We start from the raw sequence: 16,741 nt of genomic DNA on the forward strand, positions 1-16,741 counted from the left end.
CGCTAGGCAGCACCTCTTGAAAGCCCTAGCATCGCGAAGTCACCGGGCCAGGAGCGGGCCGCCATGTTCACGCTGTACTTCGCACCGGGCGCGAGCTCGATGGCCGTCCATATCGCCCTGCACGAGATCGGTATCGGCTTCGAAGCCCGGCCGATGTCGTTCAGGCGCAACGACATGCAGACGCCCGGCTATCTCGCGCTCAATCCGGAGGGCAAGGTCCCGACGCTTGTGATCGACGGCCGCCCGCTGACCGAGGTCGCGGCGATCCTGTTCTATCTCGCCAGGCGCTTTCCCGAGGCCAAGCTGCTGCCGCGCGACGATCTCGAGGCCGAGGCGAAGCGCTGTCATGGATGTCGTTCATCGCCTCCACGCTACATCCGGCAAGGGCGCGCGGGCTCGATTATGCGAAAGAAGTCTGGAGTATCGGCGACCGCCGGCTCGGTCACGGCTGGGCGATCGGCAGCTATTCGATCGCCGACATCCATTTGTTCCGCCTGTACTGGCGGCTCGCCAATTCGCTCAAGCTGCCGCCGGCGACGTTCCCGCACCTCACCGCGCATTACGAGAGGATGATGGCCCGGCCGGCGGTGCAGAAGACGATCGAGATCGAGCGCGAGGTCGGCTACGAATTGCCGGCGTGACTGGCTCGCGCGTCGGTGCTTTCAAACATCCACGCAAATCCCGTTTAAAACTTTGTAGGCGGTGAAACCGTCATCGACATCGCATTCAATGGCGTCAACGCAACGCCATCTGCGAGCCAGATATGACCACCGATACGCAAGTCGCACCCGACGTTCCCCAAGACGTCCCGCAAGACTTCGAGCCGCTGTTCCGCAAGAGCCCGCTCACCGAACCGTGGGAGCCGCTTTACCAGAAGAAGACCGAGCGGTCCGTCATCATCGGCCTGCGCCTCGCGAGGCCGCACACCAACGGCCGCGGCCTGATCCATGGCGGGCTGATCGCAGCTCTCTCCGACAACGCAATGGGCTATAGCTGCGGCCAGGCGACCGGCTGGGCCACCTCGTATGTGACGATCTCGCTCACGGTCGATTTCGTCGGCTCGGCCAATGTCGGACAGTGGCTCGCGATCGAGAGCGATGTGATCAAGACCGGCAGCACGATCTGCTTCGCGCAGAGCCTGATCAAGGCCGACGGCGTGACCATCGCGCGCGCCAGCGGCACGTTCCGCGTGGTGCCGAAGAAGCCGCCGGTGAGCTAAGCGCCTTCGAGCTGATCTAGCCGAAATGCCAGTCGGTGATCTCGGTGACGAGATCGATGAAGGTCCGCACCTTGGCCGACAACAGCCGAGATGTCGGGTAGACGATGTGGATCGGCACCGGCGGCTGCTCGAAGGCGGCGAGCACGATTCGGACCCGCTTCGCCTTCAACGATTCGGCGGCCTGGTAGGCCATCACCCGGGTCAGTCCGCCGTCCTGCTCGGCGAACTGGATGGCGGCGTCCGAACTGTTGCTGGTGAAGCGCGGCGTAGGCGTAATACGGATCTCCTGGCCATCCTCCATGAAGCGCCAATCCGGCGTCGCGGTCATAGCGCCGAACTGGATGGTGTCATGGGAGGTCAAGTCGGCCGGCCGCTTCGGCTCGCCGCGGAGCTTGAGATACCCGGCCGAGGCCACCACGATGCGGCGCATCTGGCCGACATGCCGCGCCACCAGCGTCGAATCCGGCAAATGCCCGAGCCTGACCGCGAGGTCGACGCCATCCTCGACGAGGTTGATGCGGCGATCCGACAGTCGCAGGTCGACCTCGACATCGGGATAGCGCTTCAAGTAGGCGGAGACGACCGGGCTGACATGCAGCCGTCCAAAGCCGAACGGCGCCGAGATCACGAGGCGCCCTTCGGGGCGGGTGCGCTCGCTCTCCACCGCATCCTCGGCCTCCTCGACATCGGCGAGGATCCGCCGCGCCCGCTCCAGGTAGCGCGAGCCGGCGTCGGTCAGCGTCACCTGGCGCGTCGTTCGCTGCAGCAGCCGCGCACCCAACCGCTCCTCCAGCGCCGCGATCAGCCGGGTGATGGCGGATGGCGACAGGCCGAGCTTGCGGGCGGCGGGGGCAAACCCCTCGAGATCCGCCACCGCGACAAAGGCCTGCATGGCGTCGATCCGGTCCATGGCACTATTGCATAATCGGCAACAGTGAAGTGTCAATTCACAAGATTGCTTACGATCCGGAAACGTCCATGTTGTGGGGTGAGGACGCCCGTTACGGGAGGCCCAGATGTCCGATGCCCGCACCTATTCCAGCGACGTTGCCTTCACCCCGGCGGTCAAGGCGATCCAGGCCCGCAAGGGCTCGCGCGACGCCTACGCCGAGGTCGAGACGCATGGCGGCTGGCGCACCGAGATCGACGAGAACCTCGCCGGCTTTCTCGGCGAGGTGAACAGCTTCTACTTCGCGACTGCCTCGGCGGACGGTCAGCCCTACATCCAGCATCGCGGCGGGCCGAAGGGTTTTATCAAGGTGCTCGACAAGCACACGCTCGCCTTCACCGATTACAGCGGCAACCGGCAGTTCATCACGCAGGGCAATCTCTCGGAGAATGCGAAGGCGTATATCTTCGTGATGGACTATGCGCACCGCCGCCGCGTCAAGCTGTGGGGCGAGGCCCGGGTCGTGGAGGACGATCCGGCACTGACACGCGCGCTGATGCCGCAAGGCTATCGCGCGCGGCCCGAGCAGGTGATCCTGTTCAAGGTCGCGGCGTGGGACACCAACTGCCCGCAGCACATCCCGCAGAAATTCGATGCCGCTGATGTCGCGGCCGCGCTGGCCTCACGCGACCAGCGCATCGCCGAGCTCGAGGCGGAGCTTGCCGCATTGAAGGGCCAGCCCGCTCCCGCTACGCCGGTTTAAGCGGCTTGCTGCTGCAACGGCGACCAGGCGAACTCCGGATAATATTGCTGCATCATCCGGCCGACGTAGGCGGTGAGATTGTCGAACTTCTCGGTGCGCTCGCGCAACGGCGAATCGAAGAACGGCGTCAGGATCCCCGCCAGCGCGCCGAACGCGGTGGCATCCGTACCGCAAGGTGCGTTGCCCATCAGATAGGGCTTGTCGCCGAGCTGCACCGACAGCGCAAACAGCGAGCGCATGGCGACATCGACGTCCTCGTCGGGCCCATGGCGGCCAAGCCCGCTCAGCAGATAGTTCTCGGCGACGCGGAACTGGGCGTCCTCGCGCATCTTGTCGCGCAGATGATCGGGCGCGCCGTCGAAGAAATGCGCGGGCCCCTTGGCGAAATTGTTGTCGTCGACCCAGCGCGCACCGACCAGCGCCCAGTAGACGTGATGTTCGATCATGCGCTCGAAGGCCCAGGCCTGAGCGCGCGCCTGCAGGCTCAGCGGCGCATCGAAATCGAAACCGTATTTGCCCTCGATATGGGCGCGGATGAAGGTCGAATCGGCGATCGTCTCGCCGTCATCGGAAATGAACGGCAGCTGGCCCTTGGGAGAGGCCGGCGGCATCGCCTTTTCCTTGCGATAATCGAGCCCGGCCATCTTGAGCTGGACCTCGGTCTTGGTCACGAAGGGGCTGATTTCCGGCAGACCGAAACCCGTGCCAAAGCCAAAAAGCGTAATCATATGAAGCTCCCGATCGCCTGTGGTCGTGAATTGAAGCTAGCTGTCCCCTGCTGCCAGCATGGTGTCAGCAGTAGTGGCATTCCCTGCCGAGCGGGCCGACCGGTGCGAGGCGGCGAACCGCCTCGCGAACCCGCTTGACCAGCCGCGCCCGCCCGTAGGACCAGGCTGCGCCGATCGACTGTGCGACCAGCGCGACCAGGGCCCAGCGCAGGTCGCCGGAGGTGGAGTAGACCGTGATCATTTGTTCCAGCGCGAAGCTCTGCGCCTGCCTGAAACCGAGTTCATCAAGATTGGTCATGGACAAATTCCCTTCACTTGAGGTGTTGTCCTGATATAGCCCCCACCTGCTGCCAACATGCTGTCAGCAGCAGTGACAGGGGGCGCGAAAAGCCGACGCGTCGAGACACCGCGAGATCCGTCAAGACAGTCGTCAAGACAGCTGCAAGAGAGCGACCGAAGAGAACTGCCATGAGACGCGCCGACCGGCTGTTTCAGATCATCCAGGTGCTCCGCCGCACCCGTAAGCCTTTGACTGCGGACGCGATCGCAGCCGAGCTCGAGACATCGAAGCGGACGATCTATCGCGACATCGCGAGCTTAATCGAGCAGCGGGTGCCGATCCGCGGCGAGGCCGGCATGGGCTACATCCTGGAGAAGGGTTTTGACCTGCCGCCTTTGATGCTGACACCCGACGAGATCGAGGCCTGCGTGCTCGGCGCGCAATGGGTGGTCGGCCACGCCGATCCGGCATTGGCGCGCGCGGCCGAGGACCTGATGGCGAAGATCGCCGAGACCGTACCCGACCGACTGCGGCCATTCGTGCTGGAGCCGGCGAGCCGCGCCCGCTCCGCCTGGAACCGGGAGCCTGACCGCATCGACATGGTCAGGACGCGCAGCCAGATCCACGAGGGCAAGAAGATCACGCTCAACTATCGCGACGAGCACGGCCGCGATAGCGAGCGCACGATCTGGCCGATCGCGGTCGGCTATCACGAGGCGGTGCGGCTGCTCGCCGCCTGGTGCGAGCTGCGCAAGGACTTCCGCAGCTTCCGCACCGACCGCGTGGTCACCGCTGTTTACCACGACGAGAAGTATCCGGAGCGGCGCGACCTGCTGAGGGCACGCTGGCGGCGCAGCCTGGTCTGGGAAGCACCGAGGGACACCTGATGGCCGGCAACGCGATCGAGGCAGCGGACCCAAGCCCCTGCCAGTCCTGCGGCGCCTGCTGCAGCTATTCGGCGAACTGGCCGCGCTTCACGATCGAGGACGATGCGCAGCTCGACCTGATCCCGGCGCAATTCGTCAACGCGCGACAGTCAGGGATGCGCTGCGAGGGCGACCGCTGCTCGGCGCTGTCAGGGCGGGTCGGAGAAGCAACGCGCTGCGAGGTCTATGCGGTGCGGCCGGAAGTGTGCCGAACCTGTCTGCCGGGCGACGCGGAATGCGCGATGGCGCGGCGCCGGCATGGGCTGCCGCTCATCCCGAGCGCGCAGTCGGATTAAGCACGCCTCTTTTATTAGCGCATGATCTCCGCGCAAACGCGTTCCGCGTTTGTCGCGAGGGAAAACCGGTCTCCACTTTTCCGGATCATGCTTATGCCGTCACAGTCACCGTATCGCTGACGTCCTCGTCGTCGAGTTCGTCATCGACAACAGGTGCGAAGCTCGACAGCGGCTTGGTCGACAGCGTGATCGGCTTGCGGCCGCCATGCGAAGCGGTCGTCGCGCGAGCAGGCTCACGCGAAAGCGCGTACAGCGTCGACCCGACACGGCCACCGGAATTGACCAGCTCCCACTCGCTGCAGCTCGACGCAATCGCCACCGCGAGTGCGTGCAGGTGGCTGCGGCGATAGCAGAACAGCGCGAGCCTCGCCCTGATATCGGGCGCGACATTGGCGACCAGCAGCGAAAGCCCGTTCGGATTGGCGCGGTACATCTGGCCGAGCAGGTCGTCCGCAACTGGGCAGGCATCGTTCTCGAATGCGTCGCGGCTTGAAAACATTTGCAAATCCCCCTCGATCGGGAAGATGCCGCGCAATCCTCTAACGAAAGGTTAACCACGGCTTCCGGTCGCTTCCGGAGAGGCTTGCCCGTTGCACGCGAATCACATCCGCCCGCGGGCGGGCGGGCGGATGATCGGCGATGCGCAATGAAGGAAGCCGGCGTCGGCCGGCCGCTCAATTCGCGGCCATGTAGATCGACAGCGCGAAGCCGGTGAGGTGGTGCAGCGCCTGGTCGACCCCGATCAAGGTCCAGAACCAGGGATGGCCGGATTCCAGCGTCACGCCGAAATGCGAGGCGCAGATTCCCTTGCAGCGATCGACGATGATGTGGATCACGAAGTCGATGAAGGCGACGTACCAGAACCGCGGCGCCACCACCAGGATCAGCGCCAGCGCGACCGCGAGATGGACCAGGCAATGCGCGAGCAGCGGCATGGCCCAGCCGGTCTTCTGGTCCTTGCCGATCGCCATCCAGGCGTTCTGCAGCATGAAGTCGGCGATGATGTGCTTTGCGGTGAGAAGCAACATCCATCCCACCAGGGCACCAACCGACACCGACGATGACATGGCAGGAAACAACAAGCTGACGCCCTTTTACTTCGATGAATGTGATTGCAAGAAATCCGGGTCAGGCCGTCAGCACAATTCCGCAAAGCGAAGCTTGTCTCATTTATGACATCTCCGGCGGCGGAATGCACCTGCGGCCCATCGAAAATCACATCTGGGTTCAGCCGTCGATAGTGGCGATGGTCATGTGGCATCGCGGCGCAGGCGAACCGGGATTAAGGTTACGGCCGGTGGCCGGTTTGCATTCCCGCCGGGGCGGTATATCGCCGGCCGCACAGGAAATTTTCTTTCTTTTATAGTCATTTACGGATTCACCGGGCAGCGCGGCGCCGTTCCGGCAAAGGGCCGTCCCGGACGCGTGATGAGCCAGGTTGATCAGCCATGACTGCCGAAGCGCCTTCGCCGATGCCGCCGCGGCCGCGCGCTCCGGTCCATCGCGATCATCGAGCATGACGTGGTGCTGTGCGCTCAGCCCCGGCGGCAAGAAGATCAGATCGCTGCCCCAGCTCAAGCGGAAGAAGATCGCCGTCGTCGGCGACGGCGAGAAGCTCGGCTACGAGCTGGTCCGCGACGAGATCGCCCTGCGCCGCGATCATCTCAAGCGCCGCCCGGCGACACGGGATGACAACCTCGTGGTGGTGAAGACCGCGAACGGGTGAAGACCAAATTTGGTCTTGCGAGTTGGTCGCGCCACATTGATTGCTGTCGTCCTGGCGAAAGTCAGGACGACGATGAGGATGGGTTCTCGATTCAGGATGCCAAACACGCGGTGTCATCACGCTTCTGCGCGACCTATGGTCAGTGCGTATGCCCCAAAATAATAGGAACGGACCGACACCAGTCTGATTGGACTTTCATATCCCATTCCGCGGAACGCCTTCGGAGCGTTACCTACTTACTGCGGACCTGCCCGACCGATCGGGCGAAAGGTTGCGCATCGTGGATAATCCTCTTCGCAACGGACTCCTGGCGCTGCTGCCTCGTCGCGACTTGCGGTCGCTGACGGCGAAGTCGAACGTCGTGGAGTTCACCCAAGGCGACGTCGTCCAGAAGGAGCGCGAGGAAGTCACGGACATCTACTTCCCGTTATCGGGCATGCTCTCGCTCCTGGTTGTTCTGAGAGACGGGCGGATGGCTGAGACTTCGGTCGTCGGGAGAGAAGGCTTGATCGGTGCCCGCGCAGGCCTTGGCTCGCAAGCATCGCTGGTCCGCATCGTCGCTCAGTTGCCGGTGCGCGCCCTGAGGATTTCGATGGAAGACTTCCGGGCGATCCTGGCAAGCAGTTGCGCGATGACGGAAATATGCCTCAAGAATGCTGACGTATTGCTCGACCAGGCCCGGATTACCGCGGCCTGCAACTCACTCCACCTTGTTGAGGAGCGCTTCTGCCGCTGGCTGCTTCACACTGCGGACCGGGCGGAGAGCGACCAATTCGACCTTAAGCAGGAATTGCTCTCCCAGATGCTCGGAGTGCGCCGCACGACCATTACGGATACTGCGAAAGACATTCAAAAGCGGGGCGCGATCACCTATTCGCGCGGGAAGCTGCAGATCTTGAATCGCCGTCTTCTGCTGGCCAATTCGTGCGAGTGCTACCAGTTGCTGAAGCGAGCCGGTTCCTAACTGTTTTGCCCTTCCTGCGCGGAATTGAGTCGACAACCCGACATAACCGGAATCTACTGCCCCCATCACTGCCCAGCCCTCGGCAACCATCAGTGATGAGAACGCCAGTTGCGCTCCCGCCCGGTTCAAGGGAGCTGCGCCATGCAAAAGCGGCGTCGTTTCGAGCAAACGAAAACACTTCGAGATCGCCTCATCTCCTACGCGCGGCAAGCGCGCGAGTATGCTGCTGCGCTCCCGCCCTGCCCCAGGAAGGAGGATCTGCTCCGCAAGGCGCGGCAGGCTGATACGGCAGCGCATCTCGACGAGTGGCTCAGCTCGCCTGGACTGCAGCCGCCGAGATAGTCATGAACGAGAGAAGATCTTCCATCTTCACGGTTTCGAACGCCGGGCTTTCCTCAACGTCGGTCATCGTTGTCGATCTCACAGACGAGGAAACCGCGCTCGACATCGGCCGCCGGATTGCGGCACTCACTGGACGGACGCTCACCATCCGGAATGAGGAGGGTCTGCCTCTCGCAACCTTCGAGAGCGCGCGCAAAAATTAGGTCGTCACGTTTGAAGCCAGGCCTCTTGGCAAATAAGGATATCTGGTTCCCAGCCAGCTTTCCGCGACGGATTCGCTTGCGACGTGGTGGCAGGACGAACGACAGAGGCAATAGCATAGACGCAGTAGAGGCTTGAGTCCGATTTCCGACTTATAGCAACCTTCCCTCGGCCAAGCCGTTTGCCTGCATCACCGGCCAAGGCATGGCCCGTAGGCGTCGGTGACTGAGAGACCAATAGTGCTCCCGCCTGCATCAACAAGGGAGCGGCGTCATGACGAAACGTCGTCGTCGCGTGCGCCAGATCTGGCCGCTGGAAGAACGGCTCGCCCGAGAGGCAAACGATTTGCGCGAGGAGGCGAAAGCCCTTCCTCTCGGCCCCAAGCGCGATGCGCTGCTCCGCAAGGCTCGACAGGACGAGATGGCCGTCCAGATGACCGAGTGGCTGACTTCGCCGACCTAAGACCGCCGATCGGAGAAGCCTCCGGATCAGCAGAAAGCGCGCACCGACCGATTGAAGATAGGCGAGCCCGAAAATGCCAGTCGACGAGATCGAATATCAGGGGCATCGACTAACCATCGTCGAGCAACGCGGCGGCGGCTATCTGGTCGAGATCACACCCCTTGCCGGCGGGCCAACGATCCGAACGCAGACCTTCCAAAGCACCCAGGAAGCGATCGCCAGGGCCAAGGCGACCGTTGCGAAGCATCCCGGCACGCGATGAGCTGCGTGGGCGCGGCTGGTACAGATCGAAAACTTGCACCAACGAACAGAACGCTGTTGGCGCGTGCCGAGACCCGTCAGCTACTCCGGCTGGACCACCGGCGAACAGAAATTAGGAGACCCGGTTTGGAACCAAGGGGAACACCGGGAGTCGACTCGAAGCTCCCGACTTCAGCCCCCAAGCCCATCGGGAGTGGTGATCCCTGGCGCCGTGAAACCTCCGGCGCCGGGGGTCGCCGGTTGGCCGGGAATCCGGACCAGGAATAAGCGATTGCGACCCGAACAGAGACAGACTTATTGCCTTGGATGACGGGTTTCGAAAATGAAGGCAGCCTTGAACACGGGGCCGTCTCCCGTCCGCACCTCGATTGCAACGTCGTGCCGGTCGTCCAGCGCGGCAAAGTCCCTCGCCAGTTCGCCGAGGGTGCGGGCGGCTTCCATCTCGGCGGACCTTTGATCCGGGAATTCCAGGCCCTCTTCATCCGGATAGAGCCCGGTGCCATCCCTGATATCGAAGAAATAGCGCAACATCCGATCGCCTCCGTCATGGTCGGCGGCCATGGTCGACAACGGGAATCACAGGGAAATCGTTCCTAGGCGGGTGGCAACCGCCACTCGCTCATGGGAACTGCGGCGCACCCGATCCTGCTTGCGCCCGTGGAGCACCGGGCGTTGCGCCTCCCCCGAAGGACGCGCTGGTTATCCCGCTACAACGTCCGAAGGCGTGCCGACGGCGTCGAGCTGCCGCCCCTCGTGATCCATATGCAGGTAGTTCGGATTGAACAGGCCCGCGCGCATCAGCCGGTCGAGATTGGGGACGGACAGGGTCTTGCCCTTGAGCACGATCAGTCCCTCGGCGCGCAACTCCTGCAGGGTCCGGTTGACATGGACCTTGGAAAGCCCGGTGGCGTCGGCGAGATCGCCCTGGGTCAGCGGGAAGTCGCAGTTGTCGGCCCGGGTCAGGCCGGCGAGACGCAGCCGAAGCCAGATCTCGCAGAGCAGATGGGCTATCCGCTCCAGCGCCGTGCGCTGGCCGAGGCTCATGATCCATTCGCGCTGGATCGCCGCATTGACCAGCGTTTCCCACCAGAATGCAGTGACGATGCGCGGATGCTCGGCTGCGACCTTGTCGAAGAACTCGCGCGAGAGATCGGCGATCGACACCGCGGTGATAGTGCCGATCGAATGATCCATCTCGCGCAGGATGAAGACATTCACGTCGCAGATGTCGCCGGGCAGGAAGAACGACACCACCTGACGCCGGCCGTCCTCGAGCTGCTTGTAGCGATAGGCCCAGCCGGACAGGATCAGATGGACATCCGTCGGCTTCTCGCCTTCACGGACGATATCGACGCGCGGCGCAAAATGGCGGACACGTTCGGTCGCCGCACGATGGAGAAAAACATGGTCTACCGGCGAAAGCCGTACAAACTGCTCCAATTTCCAGACTAGCGACGCCAACGGCATTGATCTCCCCGCGTGTAATCGGGTAACTGCCGGGCCGTTTTCAATAACACATGTTACAGTGCGTATTACATTGCGCAGCTATTGACGTCTGTGCACTAGTGTACAGACGCCAGAGGACTCGACGGTTATTGTCCTCATGCGCCTTACAGTTCAGTTACTGTCAGGGTACCGCCGCCGTTGGCGTCCCGAGAGCCTTGTGAGCGGACAGCCTTGCAAAGAGGCAATCCTGCAAGCGTCAGCCTTGCGGGAGCCGTCGTCGCTCAGACGAACGGCACACCGTAGTAATCATTCACCGCCCGCGTGGTGCCGATGTCGGCCCAATTCCAGTCCAGCTCGCTGCCGTATTTCGGCGCGCCGCGGAGCTGGCTCTCGGTCACGCCGGTGACATAACCACCGAGCCTCGTGTCGTATTTGAGCGATTGCCACGGCAGCGGATAGTGGTCGTTGCCGAGGCCGAGGATGCCGCCGAAGCCGAGCACGGCGTAGGACACCCGGCCGCTCTTCTTGTCGATCATCACGCGCTCGATCGAACCGATCTTGCGCTCGTCCGAGCCATAGACCGCGGTACCTTCGACCTTGTCGCTGCCGATCAGGTTTCCGAGCTCCCTCTCGTCCATCGCCATATCATTCTCCATCGATCTCCCGGGGCCAACGATAGAGCAGGGTCTTCGTTCCTGCCGCATTGCCGCAGTTGCTGCACAGCAAAACGCGGTTCAGCCGGTCGGGGGATCTCCGCGATCGTCCGCCGTCATGCCGGATCCGGGGGTTTTGTCCGCGTCGCTCAACTTCGGGTCCCGCGTCGCTTCGGGCTTTCGCTGATCCGTCTTGTGGGCGGTCTGCGCGCGCGCCTTGTCGGCCGGCTGCTCCTGGCCCTTGTCGTCCTTCACGATGCCGTGGTTCGAATGTGCCATTGCTCGTTTCCCTTGGCTCGTTTCCCTCGGTTCGATTCCTTTGGCTCAATTGCCTTGAAGCTATGCGGGCCCCGGCGATGCAATTCGCCGAGGCCCGTCACCGGATTGGTCCACTGCCTTCGGGGAGCAAGCAGCGAACGCACGAACGTTACGCATGGCGCCGAAGATCGTTCCTGCGGTGCTGACGGCGATTTCGTTTAAGCCGATGTCATGGGTTAACGACGCCCTCCGGGGAACATGCCTAGTATCGCTGGTTCCAGCGAGGAGTCGGTATGATCAAGAAGAAACGCAACAGGTCGCGGCCTCCCGGATCATTCGAGGAACGCCTGCAAAAATTCGCCGAGGATTCGCGCATCGCAGCACGCAAGCTACCGCCGGGGCGGGAGCGCGAGACGCTGATGAAGAAAGCCAGACAGACCGAGACAGTAATGGAAGTCAGCGAGTTGCTGACACTCCGCAAATAGCCGCAAAGGCCGGAGCAAGCTGCGATGGGAGAGCCGCGATGATCGAGGAACGATTTGACTCACGTACGCTCGCAGCCATGAATTTTGCGCTCGACCACGTCTGCGCCAACGCGCTTCACGGCGAGGAACATGACACCCGCAGGCGCGTTGCCAGATACATCATCAAATGCGCCAAGAGCGGCAGGACGACGCTCTCCGAGCTCATCCAAGCCGGACAGCAGGCGCTGGCCAAGGTCACCGCGGCGGCGGGATAATCTGCACAACCTGCCTTGCCTGCAACCTGCCTTGCCGCGTGCCTTGTTCCTCTGGCCTTCAGCAAAGGCAGATACCCATGCGCATTGCAATCAGCATCGGCCTGCTGGTCTTCCTGGTCGCCGTCGGCGTCTACGCCTATGAAGGGCTCACTGTAGACGCTCCGGTGCCGACCTACGGCATCGTCATGTTCACGATCGGAATTGCGGTTCTGGGCACGGTCTGCGTCGGCCTGATGGGCTTCTTGTTCTATTCCAGCCGCCACGGCTACGACGAGCCGCCGCACGTGAAGCGGTAGTGCGGGACGAACGGTTGTTGACCCGTCATCCCCGCGCAAAGGCTTCGCCTTTGTCGCTGGAGGAGCGCGAAGCGCGTCTCGAAGGATCGACGGCCACCAGCGGGGCCGATTCATCCTTCGAGGCTCGCTCCGCTCGAACCTCAGGATGACGGTACGCATTCCCCTCCCGTGTCATTGCGAACGAAGCGAAGCAATCCATAGTGCCGCAAGTTCAGACATGGATTGCGTCGTCGCTTCGCTCCTCGCAATGACGGCGGAGAGCATCTGCCCCCTTCAACGCGACTCGGCCGCCGGCACCCGCGCGCGAATTTCCGCGATCTTGCGCTTGAGCGACGCCTGCCGCGGATCGGGCATGATGGCGGCGCGGGCCTCGGTGATGGCGCCGGCAAGGTCGGGCAGCGCGAGCACGCCGTCGAGGGTCGGCTTGACCAGCCCGTCGATGATCACGTGCCAGTCCGCGATGCCCTGGCGATAGGGATCGCCGTAACCCTGGATCATGGTCGCGGTCTCGACGATGGCCGGGGCTGCGGCCGGCTGCTTGGTCAGACTGCGGTCGATCATGTGCAGCCAGCGCTCGACCCAGACGCGCTCCTTGGCATAGCGCCCCGAGAACAGCCGCCAGCGCTTCAGGCCCGCCTCGATCCTGAGCCGGCGAACGCTGAAGCGGGTGTTGGCGCTGAAGCGGATCGAAACCCGGCGGCGGCGCCAGCCGAACTGATCGAGCACGGCAAGCACCGGATCGGCGACCATCTCCGGCAACGCATCGATCAGCTCGTCGAGGCGCAGCTTCTTGACGTCGTCGGCGGAGCGCGCCGCAAGGCCGCCCCCCGCATTGACTTCGCCGAGCTTGAGCTGCGCGATGCGGATCGCATCCTCATAGGCCATGCGCTCGGCCATCAGCCGCGCGATCTCGGCAAGCAGGGTGTCATCAACGCCGCGGCGCCCGACGAAGCGCTTGAGCCGGTCGATATAGAGCTGGGCGTAGCTCGTGCTCTGATAGACGATCAACAGGTGGATGGCCGCGGTGACCGCCGGCCTGAGATGGTCCGGGCAGGCCTCGGGCAGCACCGGCGGCCCCTCGTCCTCATCGCCGATGATATCGGCAAACAGGTAACGGAGCGAAGCCAGCAGACTGTCGTCATCCGGCACTGCGGCGCCTCCAGAACTGGTCGCGGGGCTCACGCAGGTTTTGGCTCCGCGACCTGTGGGGTGGCGTGCTGCGCGAGCCGCTGCTCGAGCGTCGCGATATTCTGGAACAGGCGGGCGCTGAACAGACGCAGCAGGTAGAAGCCGAACGCCGGGTTCTGGACATAGAGCTGCTCGACCTGGTCATAGGTCACCGACAACACCATGCCGGTTTCGACGCATTCCAGCGTCTGGGTTCGGGTGTTCGACGGCGACAGCATGCCGAACTCACCGACGAGGGCGCCGACCGGCAGCTCGATGCCGGATTCGACCAGGCGGAAGCGGCCGCTGACGATGTAGAAGATACTGTCGGCCTTCTCGTCCTTGTAGAACAGGACTTCGCCCGCGGTGCATTTGCGCTCCGTCGTGAACGGCCGCAGCCAATCCATCGACAGATCGCTGTTGACCGATTTCTTCACGTTGCGGACCAGTTGCAGCATCTGGTGCAGACGATAGGTGTTCACCGGCAGCAGCACGGCATGCAGGATCAGCGTCGCGTAATTGTGGGTCGGGACCGCGGTCGCGATCAGGATGATGTTGGTCAGGATGGCGAAGACGCGCAACGGGATCATGGTCCGCATCGATAGCGTCGCGACCACGAAGATCGATGCGAAGAAACTGCCGGCGGCGCCTGCGTGCTCCGCGAGATGTGAGGTATCCATCGGAAACCAACCAATTCTCAAGAAGTGAACAAGATCGCCTTATTAGTCGCTTCATTCCTGCCGAGGTTGCCTGCCCTCGCGTCTGCGGCCAGCATCCCTGATATACGGGGAAAAAGCGACGATTTGTCTGATTTCTCACATTCGCGGGCGCAAAGACGGGGCAACATGGTTAGGCCATTCGTTCAACATACGGGACTTTCGCCGCGATCATGCCGCCGCGGCCTGCGCGTTGACGGCCTCAACCGGGAGAGGCACGTTGTGACACAGGCTCCGCCGCTCGCAGGGCCTTGATTCCAGCAGATTAGCGACAGGCAAGCTCCGTTCAGATGTCCAAGCCGCTCGTCCTTCCGGCCTTGACGCGCTTCGTTTCCGCCACCGCCGGCCGCAACATGACCACGGCGGCCTATGTCGCGGTCACGGTCGGCGTCGCGATGATGACGCTGCTGACGGTCACGCCGGCCTATGACGCGGTGCCGCACTGGGTCGATGCGCTGCTTTGGGCCTGCCTTGCCTATTTCGTGTTCGAATGGCTGGTGCGGCTGCGCCACATGCGGCGGCAGGACAAGTTCTGGTTCTACGCGCTGTCCAGCGCCGGCATCGTCGATGCGATCGGCGCGCTGGCGGTGCCGCTGGCGCTGCTCGCCGGCCTCGAGCCGAAGACCGCGTGGCTGCTCGGCGTGCTCTGGGTGCTCAAGGTGGTGCCCGGCATTCCCGGCCTGCGCCAGCTCCGGCGCGTGCTGGTGGTGGAATCCGGCCCGCTGCTCAGCGTGCTCGTGATCTTCCTGATGGTGGTGTTCCTGGCCTCGGTCGCCGAATACTTCCTGGAGCGGGACGTCCAGCCGCAAACCTTCGGCAGCGTGCCGGCGGCGCTGTGGTGGGCGGTGGTGACGCTGACCACGACCGGCTATGGCGACGTGGTGCCGATCACCCCGCTCGGCCGCATGGTCGCCGCCATGGTGATGATCTCGGGCCTCGGCGTGTTCGGGTTGTGGACCGGTATTCTGGCGACCGGCTTTGCCAACGAAACCCGCCGCGATAATTTCCTGAAAACCTGGGAGACCGTCAGCAAGGTGCCGTTCTTCGCGCATCTTGGCCCCGCCGCGATCGCCGACGTCACCCAGGTGCTGCGGACCATCGACCTGCCGCCGCGCACCATGATCATCCGCAAGGACACCAATGGCGACTGCATGTATTTCGTTGCCGCCGGCGAGGTCGAGGTCGACCTGCCTGGACGCAAGGTCAAGCTCGGCGAAGGCGCGTTCTTCGGCGAGATGGCGCTGCTCGGCAACGCCAAGCGCGGCGCCAGCGTCGCGACCAGCAAGGTGACCCGCCTGTTGGTGCTTGACCTCGTCGATTTCCGCCTGTTGATGGCAAGGCATCCCGATCTCGCCGAGACCATCGACGCCGAGGCGAAGCGGCGCGAACGTGAGAATCAATGATGGAGACCAAGATGGCTGACGCGGCCGACACCGCCAGCGGACCCGTGCTCGAAATTGCGGGCGCGCGCGCCACGATCCGCCTCAACCGGCCGAAGCACCTCAACCGCCTGCAGGCCGAGGATCTCGGCGAGCTCGTCCGCCTGTTCGACCGCATCGAGGCCGATCCCGCGATCCGGGTGCTGGTGCTGACCGGAACCGGCCGCGCCTTCTCCGCCGGCTACGACCTCAACTCGGTGGCCGAGCGCGCGGTGAGCGCCAACGAACAGCAGAGCGCGGGTTCGGCGTTCGAGGTCGTGGTCAACCGTCTCGAGGATCTCGGCGTGCCGACGATCTGCCGGCTCAATGGCGGCGTCTATGGCGGCTCGACCGACCTTGCGCTCGCCTGCGACTTCCGCATCGGCGTCGATACCGCCGAGATGTTCATGCCGGCGGCGCGGCTCGGGCTGCACTATTACAAGAGCGGCATCCAGCGCTACGTCACGCGGCTCGGCGTTGACAACGCCAAGATGCTGTTCCTGACCGCGCAGAAGATCACGGCGCCGGAGATGCTGCGGATCGGCTACCTTACCGCGATGGTGTCGCTCGACCTGCTCGACGAGGAGGTCGACAAGCTTGCGACGATCCTGGCCGGCAATGCGCCCAAGGCAATGGCCGGCATGAAGCGCGCGATCAATGAATTCGCCCGCGGCGAGCTGGATGAGGCCGCCGCCGACGCCCGCCACCGCGACAGCATGCGCGGCGACGAGATCAAGGAAGGCATCAAGGCCTTCGCCGAGAAGCGGCCGCCGAGGTTTTAGGGCGGCATGGCGCTGCCAACACCGTCACCCTGAGGTGCGAGCGGAGCGAGCCTCGAAGGGTCGACGGCCCAGCTGGTGGTCGTGCATCCTTCGAGACGCGCGGAGCCTGTCATCGGGCCGCGCTTCGCGCGGACCCGTTGGCGCTCCTCAGGATGACGGGTCTAGCAGCAACGCACTGATGCCACCCTCCCCTGGAGGGTAGGGCTATT

27 protein-coding genes and 1 pseudogene are annotated in these 16,741 nt (G+C 63.6%); 16 read left to right on the forward strand and 12 right to left on the reverse strand.

All coding sequences use genetic code 11. The features are described 5' to 3' along the window. Positions 1 to 99 precede the first annotated feature (99 nt). The 3 genes and pseudogenes from AKN84_RS50880 to AKN84_RS37820 form a co-directional block, all read left to right on the forward strand. A pseudogene (locus AKN84_RS50880) lies at positions 100 to 237 on the forward strand (glutathione S-transferase N-terminal domain-containing protein); the annotation flags it as partial. A 113-nt stretch (positions 238 to 350) separates the two neighbouring features. Then, on the forward strand, positions 351 to 641 hold the full coding sequence (locus AKN84_RS47880; RefSeq protein ID WP_050425488.1) for a glutathione binding-like protein: 291 nt from the start codon (positions 351 to 353) through the stop codon (positions 639 to 641). Between the two features lie 122 nt (positions 642 to 763). After that, positions 764 to 1,219: a PaaI family thioesterase gene (locus AKN84_RS37820; RefSeq protein WP_050425489.1), complete on the forward strand. Its 456-nt coding sequence runs from the start codon at positions 764 to 766 to the stop codon at positions 1,217 to 1,219. Positions 1,220 to 1,235: 16 nt separating this feature from the next. On the opposite strand, the gene AKN84_RS37825 is transcribed toward AKN84_RS37820, so the two are convergent. Next, positions 1,236 to 2,129, reverse strand: coding sequence for a LysR family transcriptional regulator (locus AKN84_RS37825; protein ID WP_050425490.1), 894 nt, complete (start codon positions 2,127 to 2,129; stop codon positions 1,236 to 1,238). A 106-nt stretch (positions 2,130 to 2,235) separates the two neighbouring features. On the opposite strand from AKN84_RS37825, the gene AKN84_RS37830 reads away from it, so the two are divergent. After that, positions 2,236 to 2,871 (forward strand): pyridoxamine 5'-phosphate oxidase family protein, encoded by a 636-nt coding sequence (locus AKN84_RS37830; protein ID WP_050425491.1) that lies wholly within the window; start codon positions 2,236 to 2,238, stop codon positions 2,869 to 2,871. Here the strand turns inward: AKN84_RS37830 and AKN84_RS37835 are convergent. Beyond that, positions 2,868 to 3,599 (reverse strand): glutathione S-transferase family protein, encoded by a 732-nt coding sequence (locus tag AKN84_RS37835; RefSeq protein WP_050425492.1) that lies wholly within the window; start codon positions 3,597 to 3,599, stop codon positions 2,868 to 2,870. The genes AKN84_RS37830 and AKN84_RS37835 overlap by 4 nt on opposite strands. 64 nt (positions 3,600 to 3,663) lie before the next feature. After that, entirely contained in the window at positions 3,664 to 3,897 is a 234-nt protein-coding gene (locus AKN84_RS37840; protein WP_050425493.1) for a hypothetical protein, read from the reverse strand. 170 nt (positions 3,898 to 4,067) lie between these two features. On the opposite strand from AKN84_RS37840, the gene AKN84_RS37845 reads away from it, so the two are divergent. Next, entirely contained in the window at positions 4,068 to 4,766 is a 699-nt protein-coding gene (locus AKN84_RS37845; protein WP_028336549.1) for a helix-turn-helix transcriptional regulator, read from the forward strand. Further along, on the forward strand, positions 4,766 to 5,101 hold the full coding sequence (locus AKN84_RS37850; RefSeq protein WP_050425494.1) for a YkgJ family cysteine cluster protein: 336 nt from the start codon (positions 4,766 to 4,768) through the stop codon (positions 5,099 to 5,101). The genes AKN84_RS37845 and AKN84_RS37850 overlap by 1 nt, the downstream gene beginning before the upstream one ends. Positions 5,102 to 5,192: 91 nt before the next feature. Here AKN84_RS37850 and AKN84_RS37855 read toward each other — a convergent pair whose 3' ends face one another. From AKN84_RS37855 to AKN84_RS46570, 3 genes are all read right to left on the reverse strand, one after another. Continuing rightward, positions 5,193 to 5,600, reverse strand: a complete 408-nt coding sequence (locus tag AKN84_RS37855) for a hypothetical protein (RefSeq protein WP_050425495.1) — start codon at positions 5,598 to 5,600, stop codon at positions 5,193 to 5,195. A gap of 175 nt (positions 5,601 to 5,775) precedes the next feature. Further along, positions 5,776 to 6,129, reverse strand: coding sequence for a DUF3307 domain-containing protein (locus AKN84_RS37860; RefSeq protein WP_080686645.1), 354 nt, complete (start codon positions 6,127 to 6,129; stop codon positions 5,776 to 5,778). Positions 6,130 to 6,328: 199 nt separating this feature from the next. After that, a complete protein-coding gene (locus AKN84_RS46570; RefSeq protein ID WP_128971510.1) occupies positions 6,329 to 6,619 on the reverse strand; it encodes a hypothetical protein in 291 nt (96 codons plus the stop codon). Between AKN84_RS46570 and AKN84_RS37865 the strand changes: the two genes are divergently transcribed. The 5 genes from AKN84_RS37865 (at position 6,618) to AKN84_RS37885 (ending at position 9,058) form a co-directional block, all read left to right on the forward strand. After that, entirely contained in the window at positions 6,618 to 6,827 is a 210-nt protein-coding gene (locus tag AKN84_RS37865) for a hypothetical protein (RefSeq protein WP_050425497.1), read from the forward strand. The genes AKN84_RS46570 and AKN84_RS37865 overlap by 2 nt on opposite strands. Positions 6,828 to 7,107: 280 nt before the next feature. Beyond that, complete coding sequence (locus AKN84_RS37870) at positions 7,108 to 7,791, forward strand: Crp/Fnr family transcriptional regulator (RefSeq protein ID WP_244485704.1); 684 nt, start codon at positions 7,108 to 7,110, stop codon at positions 7,789 to 7,791. Between the two features lie 305 nt (positions 7,792 to 8,096). Continuing rightward, positions 8,097 to 8,336 carry a hypothetical protein gene (locus AKN84_RS47565; RefSeq protein WP_050425499.1) on the forward strand — a complete coding sequence of 80 codons (240 nt, stop codon included), beginning with the start codon at positions 8,097 to 8,099 and terminating at the stop codon, positions 8,334 to 8,336. A 271-nt stretch (positions 8,337 to 8,607) separates the two neighbouring features. Next, positions 8,608 to 8,796, forward strand: coding sequence for a hypothetical protein (locus AKN84_RS37880; protein ID WP_050425500.1), 189 nt, complete (start codon positions 8,608 to 8,610; stop codon positions 8,794 to 8,796). A gap of 73 nt (positions 8,797 to 8,869) precedes the next feature. Further along, complete coding sequence (locus AKN84_RS37885) at positions 8,870 to 9,058, forward strand: hypothetical protein (protein WP_050425501.1); 189 nt, start codon at positions 8,870 to 8,872, stop codon at positions 9,056 to 9,058. 293 nt (positions 9,059 to 9,351) lie between these two features. On the opposite strand, the gene AKN84_RS37890 is transcribed toward AKN84_RS37885, so the two are convergent. From AKN84_RS37890 to AKN84_RS37905, 4 genes are all read right to left on the reverse strand, one after another. After that, positions 9,352 to 9,588, reverse strand: coding sequence for a DUF6894 family protein (locus AKN84_RS37890; protein WP_050425514.1), 237 nt, complete (start codon positions 9,586 to 9,588; stop codon positions 9,352 to 9,354). Positions 9,589 to 9,756: 168 nt separating this feature from the next. Next, positions 9,757 to 10,518 (reverse strand): Crp/Fnr family transcriptional regulator, encoded by a 762-nt coding sequence (locus tag AKN84_RS37895; RefSeq protein WP_244485702.1) that lies wholly within the window; start codon positions 10,516 to 10,518, stop codon positions 9,757 to 9,759. 266 nt (positions 10,519 to 10,784) lie between these two features. Beyond that, positions 10,785 to 11,147: a PRC-barrel domain-containing protein gene (locus tag AKN84_RS37900; RefSeq protein ID WP_162240930.1), complete on the reverse strand. Its 363-nt coding sequence runs from the start codon at positions 11,145 to 11,147 to the stop codon at positions 10,785 to 10,787. A 90-nt stretch (positions 11,148 to 11,237) separates the two neighbouring features. Beyond that, on the reverse strand, positions 11,238 to 11,435 hold the full coding sequence (locus tag AKN84_RS37905) for a hypothetical protein (RefSeq protein WP_050425504.1): 198 nt from the start codon (positions 11,433 to 11,435) through the stop codon (positions 11,238 to 11,240). 272 nt (positions 11,436 to 11,707) lie between these two features. Between AKN84_RS37905 and AKN84_RS37910 the strand changes: the two genes are divergently transcribed. The 3 genes from AKN84_RS37910 (at position 11,708) to AKN84_RS37920 (ending at position 12,449) form a co-directional block, all read left to right on the forward strand. After that, positions 11,708 to 11,899: a hypothetical protein gene (locus tag AKN84_RS37910; protein WP_050425505.1), complete on the forward strand. Its 192-nt coding sequence runs from the start codon at positions 11,708 to 11,710 to the stop codon at positions 11,897 to 11,899. Positions 11,900 to 11,937: 38 nt separating this feature from the next. Then, complete coding sequence (locus AKN84_RS37915; protein WP_050425506.1) at positions 11,938 to 12,153, forward strand: hypothetical protein; 216 nt, start codon at positions 11,938 to 11,940, stop codon at positions 12,151 to 12,153. 77 nt (positions 12,154 to 12,230) lie between these two features. After that, positions 12,231 to 12,449 carry a hypothetical protein gene (locus tag AKN84_RS37920; RefSeq protein WP_050425507.1) on the forward strand — a complete coding sequence of 73 codons (219 nt, stop codon included), beginning with the start codon at positions 12,231 to 12,233 and terminating at the stop codon, positions 12,447 to 12,449. Positions 12,450 to 12,722: 273 nt separating this feature from the next. Here the strand turns inward: AKN84_RS37920 and AKN84_RS37925 are convergent, their stop codons facing one another. Together AKN84_RS37925 and AKN84_RS37930 are read right to left on the reverse strand one after the other, a co-directional pair. Then, entirely contained in the window at positions 12,723 to 13,598 is an 876-nt protein-coding gene (locus AKN84_RS37925) for a DUF6537 domain-containing protein (protein ID WP_050425508.1), read from the reverse strand. A 29-nt stretch (positions 13,599 to 13,627) separates the two neighbouring features. Continuing rightward, on the reverse strand, positions 13,628 to 14,296 hold the full coding sequence (locus tag AKN84_RS37930) for a Crp/Fnr family transcriptional regulator (RefSeq protein WP_050425509.1): 669 nt from the start codon (positions 14,294 to 14,296) through the stop codon (positions 13,628 to 13,630). Positions 14,297 to 14,622: 326 nt separating this feature from the next. Between AKN84_RS37930 and AKN84_RS37935 the strand changes: the two genes are divergently transcribed. Together AKN84_RS37935 and AKN84_RS37940 are read left to right on the forward strand one after the other, a co-directional pair. Next, positions 14,623 to 15,735 (forward strand): cyclic nucleotide-gated ion channel, encoded by a 1,113-nt coding sequence (locus AKN84_RS37935; RefSeq protein WP_050425510.1) that lies wholly within the window; start codon positions 14,623 to 14,625, stop codon positions 15,733 to 15,735. 11 nt (positions 15,736 to 15,746) lie between these two features. Then, entirely contained in the window at positions 15,747 to 16,532 is a 786-nt protein-coding gene (locus AKN84_RS37940; RefSeq protein ID WP_050425515.1) for an enoyl-CoA hydratase/isomerase family protein, read from the forward strand. Positions 16,533 to 16,741 lie beyond the last annotated feature (209 nt).

Source organism: Bradyrhizobium tropiciagri (assembly GCF_001189845.1).
Classification (GTDB): Bacteria; Pseudomonadota; Alphaproteobacteria; order Rhizobiales; family Xanthobacteraceae; genus Bradyrhizobium; species Bradyrhizobium tropiciagri.

Bases quoted from the DNA above. Each gene is read 5' to 3' on its own strand.
- AKN84_RS37850 (WP_050425494.1), top strand. From the start codon at position 4,766: ATGGCCGGCAACGCGATCGAGGCAGCGGACCCAAGCCCCTGCCAGTCC.
- AKN84_RS37825 (WP_050425490.1), bottom strand. From the start codon at position 2,129: ATGGACCGGATCGACGCCATGCAGGCCTTTGTCGCGGTGGCGGATCTC.
- AKN84_RS37845 (WP_028336549.1), top strand. From the start codon at position 4,068: ATGAGACGCGCCGACCGGCTGTTTCAGATCATCCAGGTGCTCCGCCGC.
- AKN84_RS37915 (WP_050425506.1), top strand. From the start codon at position 11,938: ATGATCGAGGAACGATTTGACTCACGTACGCTCGCAGCCATGAATTTT.
- AKN84_RS37900 (WP_162240930.1), bottom strand. From the start codon at position 11,147: ATGGCGATGGACGAGAGGGAGCTCGGAAACCTGATCGGCAGCGACAAG.
- AKN84_RS37830 (WP_050425491.1), top strand. From the start codon at position 2,236: ATGTCCGATGCCCGCACCTATTCCAGCGACGTTGCCTTCACCCCGGCG.
- AKN84_RS47880 (WP_050425488.1), top strand. From the start codon at position 351: ATGTCGTTCATCGCCTCCACGCTACATCCGGCAAGGGCGCGCGGGCTC.
- AKN84_RS37880 (WP_050425500.1), top strand. From the start codon at position 8,608: ATGACGAAACGTCGTCGTCGCGTGCGCCAGATCTGGCCGCTGGAAGAA.
- AKN84_RS37855 (WP_050425495.1), bottom strand. From the start codon at position 5,600: ATGTTTTCAAGCCGCGACGCATTCGAGAACGATGCCTGCCCAGTTGCG.
- AKN84_RS37910 (WP_050425505.1), top strand. From the start codon at position 11,708: ATGATCAAGAAGAAACGCAACAGGTCGCGGCCTCCCGGATCATTCGAG.
- AKN84_RS46570 (WP_128971510.1), bottom strand. From the start codon at position 6,619: ATGCTCGATGATCGCGATGGACCGGAGCGCGCGGCCGCGGCGGCATCG.
- AKN84_RS37930 (WP_050425509.1), bottom strand. From the start codon at position 14,296: ATGGATACCTCACATCTCGCGGAGCACGCAGGCGCCGCCGGCAGTTTC.
- AKN84_RS37860 (WP_080686645.1), bottom strand. From the start codon at position 6,129: ATGTTGCTTCTCACCGCAAAGCACATCATCGCCGACTTCATGCTGCAG.
- AKN84_RS37905 (WP_050425504.1), bottom strand. From the start codon at position 11,435: ATGGCACATTCGAACCACGGCATCGTGAAGGACGACAAGGGCCAGGAG.
- AKN84_RS37935 (WP_050425510.1), top strand. From the start codon at position 14,623: ATGTCCAAGCCGCTCGTCCTTCCGGCCTTGACGCGCTTCGTTTCCGCC.
- AKN84_RS37835 (WP_050425492.1), bottom strand. From the start codon at position 3,599: ATGATTACGCTTTTTGGCTTTGGCACGGGTTTCGGTCTGCCGGAAATC.
- AKN84_RS37840 (WP_050425493.1), bottom strand. From the start codon at position 3,897: ATGACCAATCTTGATGAACTCGGTTTCAGGCAGGCGCAGAGCTTCGCG.
- AKN84_RS37940 (WP_050425515.1), top strand. From the start codon at position 15,747: ATGGCTGACGCGGCCGACACCGCCAGCGGACCCGTGCTCGAAATTGCG.
- AKN84_RS37890 (WP_050425514.1), bottom strand. From the start codon at position 9,588: ATGTTGCGCTATTTCTTCGATATCAGGGATGGCACCGGGCTCTATCCG.
- AKN84_RS37920 (WP_050425507.1), top strand. From the start codon at position 12,231: ATGCGCATTGCAATCAGCATCGGCCTGCTGGTCTTCCTGGTCGCCGTC.
- AKN84_RS37885 (WP_050425501.1), top strand. From the start codon at position 8,870: ATGCCAGTCGACGAGATCGAATATCAGGGGCATCGACTAACCATCGTC.
- AKN84_RS37820 (WP_050425489.1), top strand. From the start codon at position 764: ATGACCACCGATACGCAAGTCGCACCCGACGTTCCCCAAGACGTCCCG.
- AKN84_RS37865 (WP_050425497.1), top strand. From the start codon at position 6,618: ATGACGTGGTGCTGTGCGCTCAGCCCCGGCGGCAAGAAGATCAGATCG.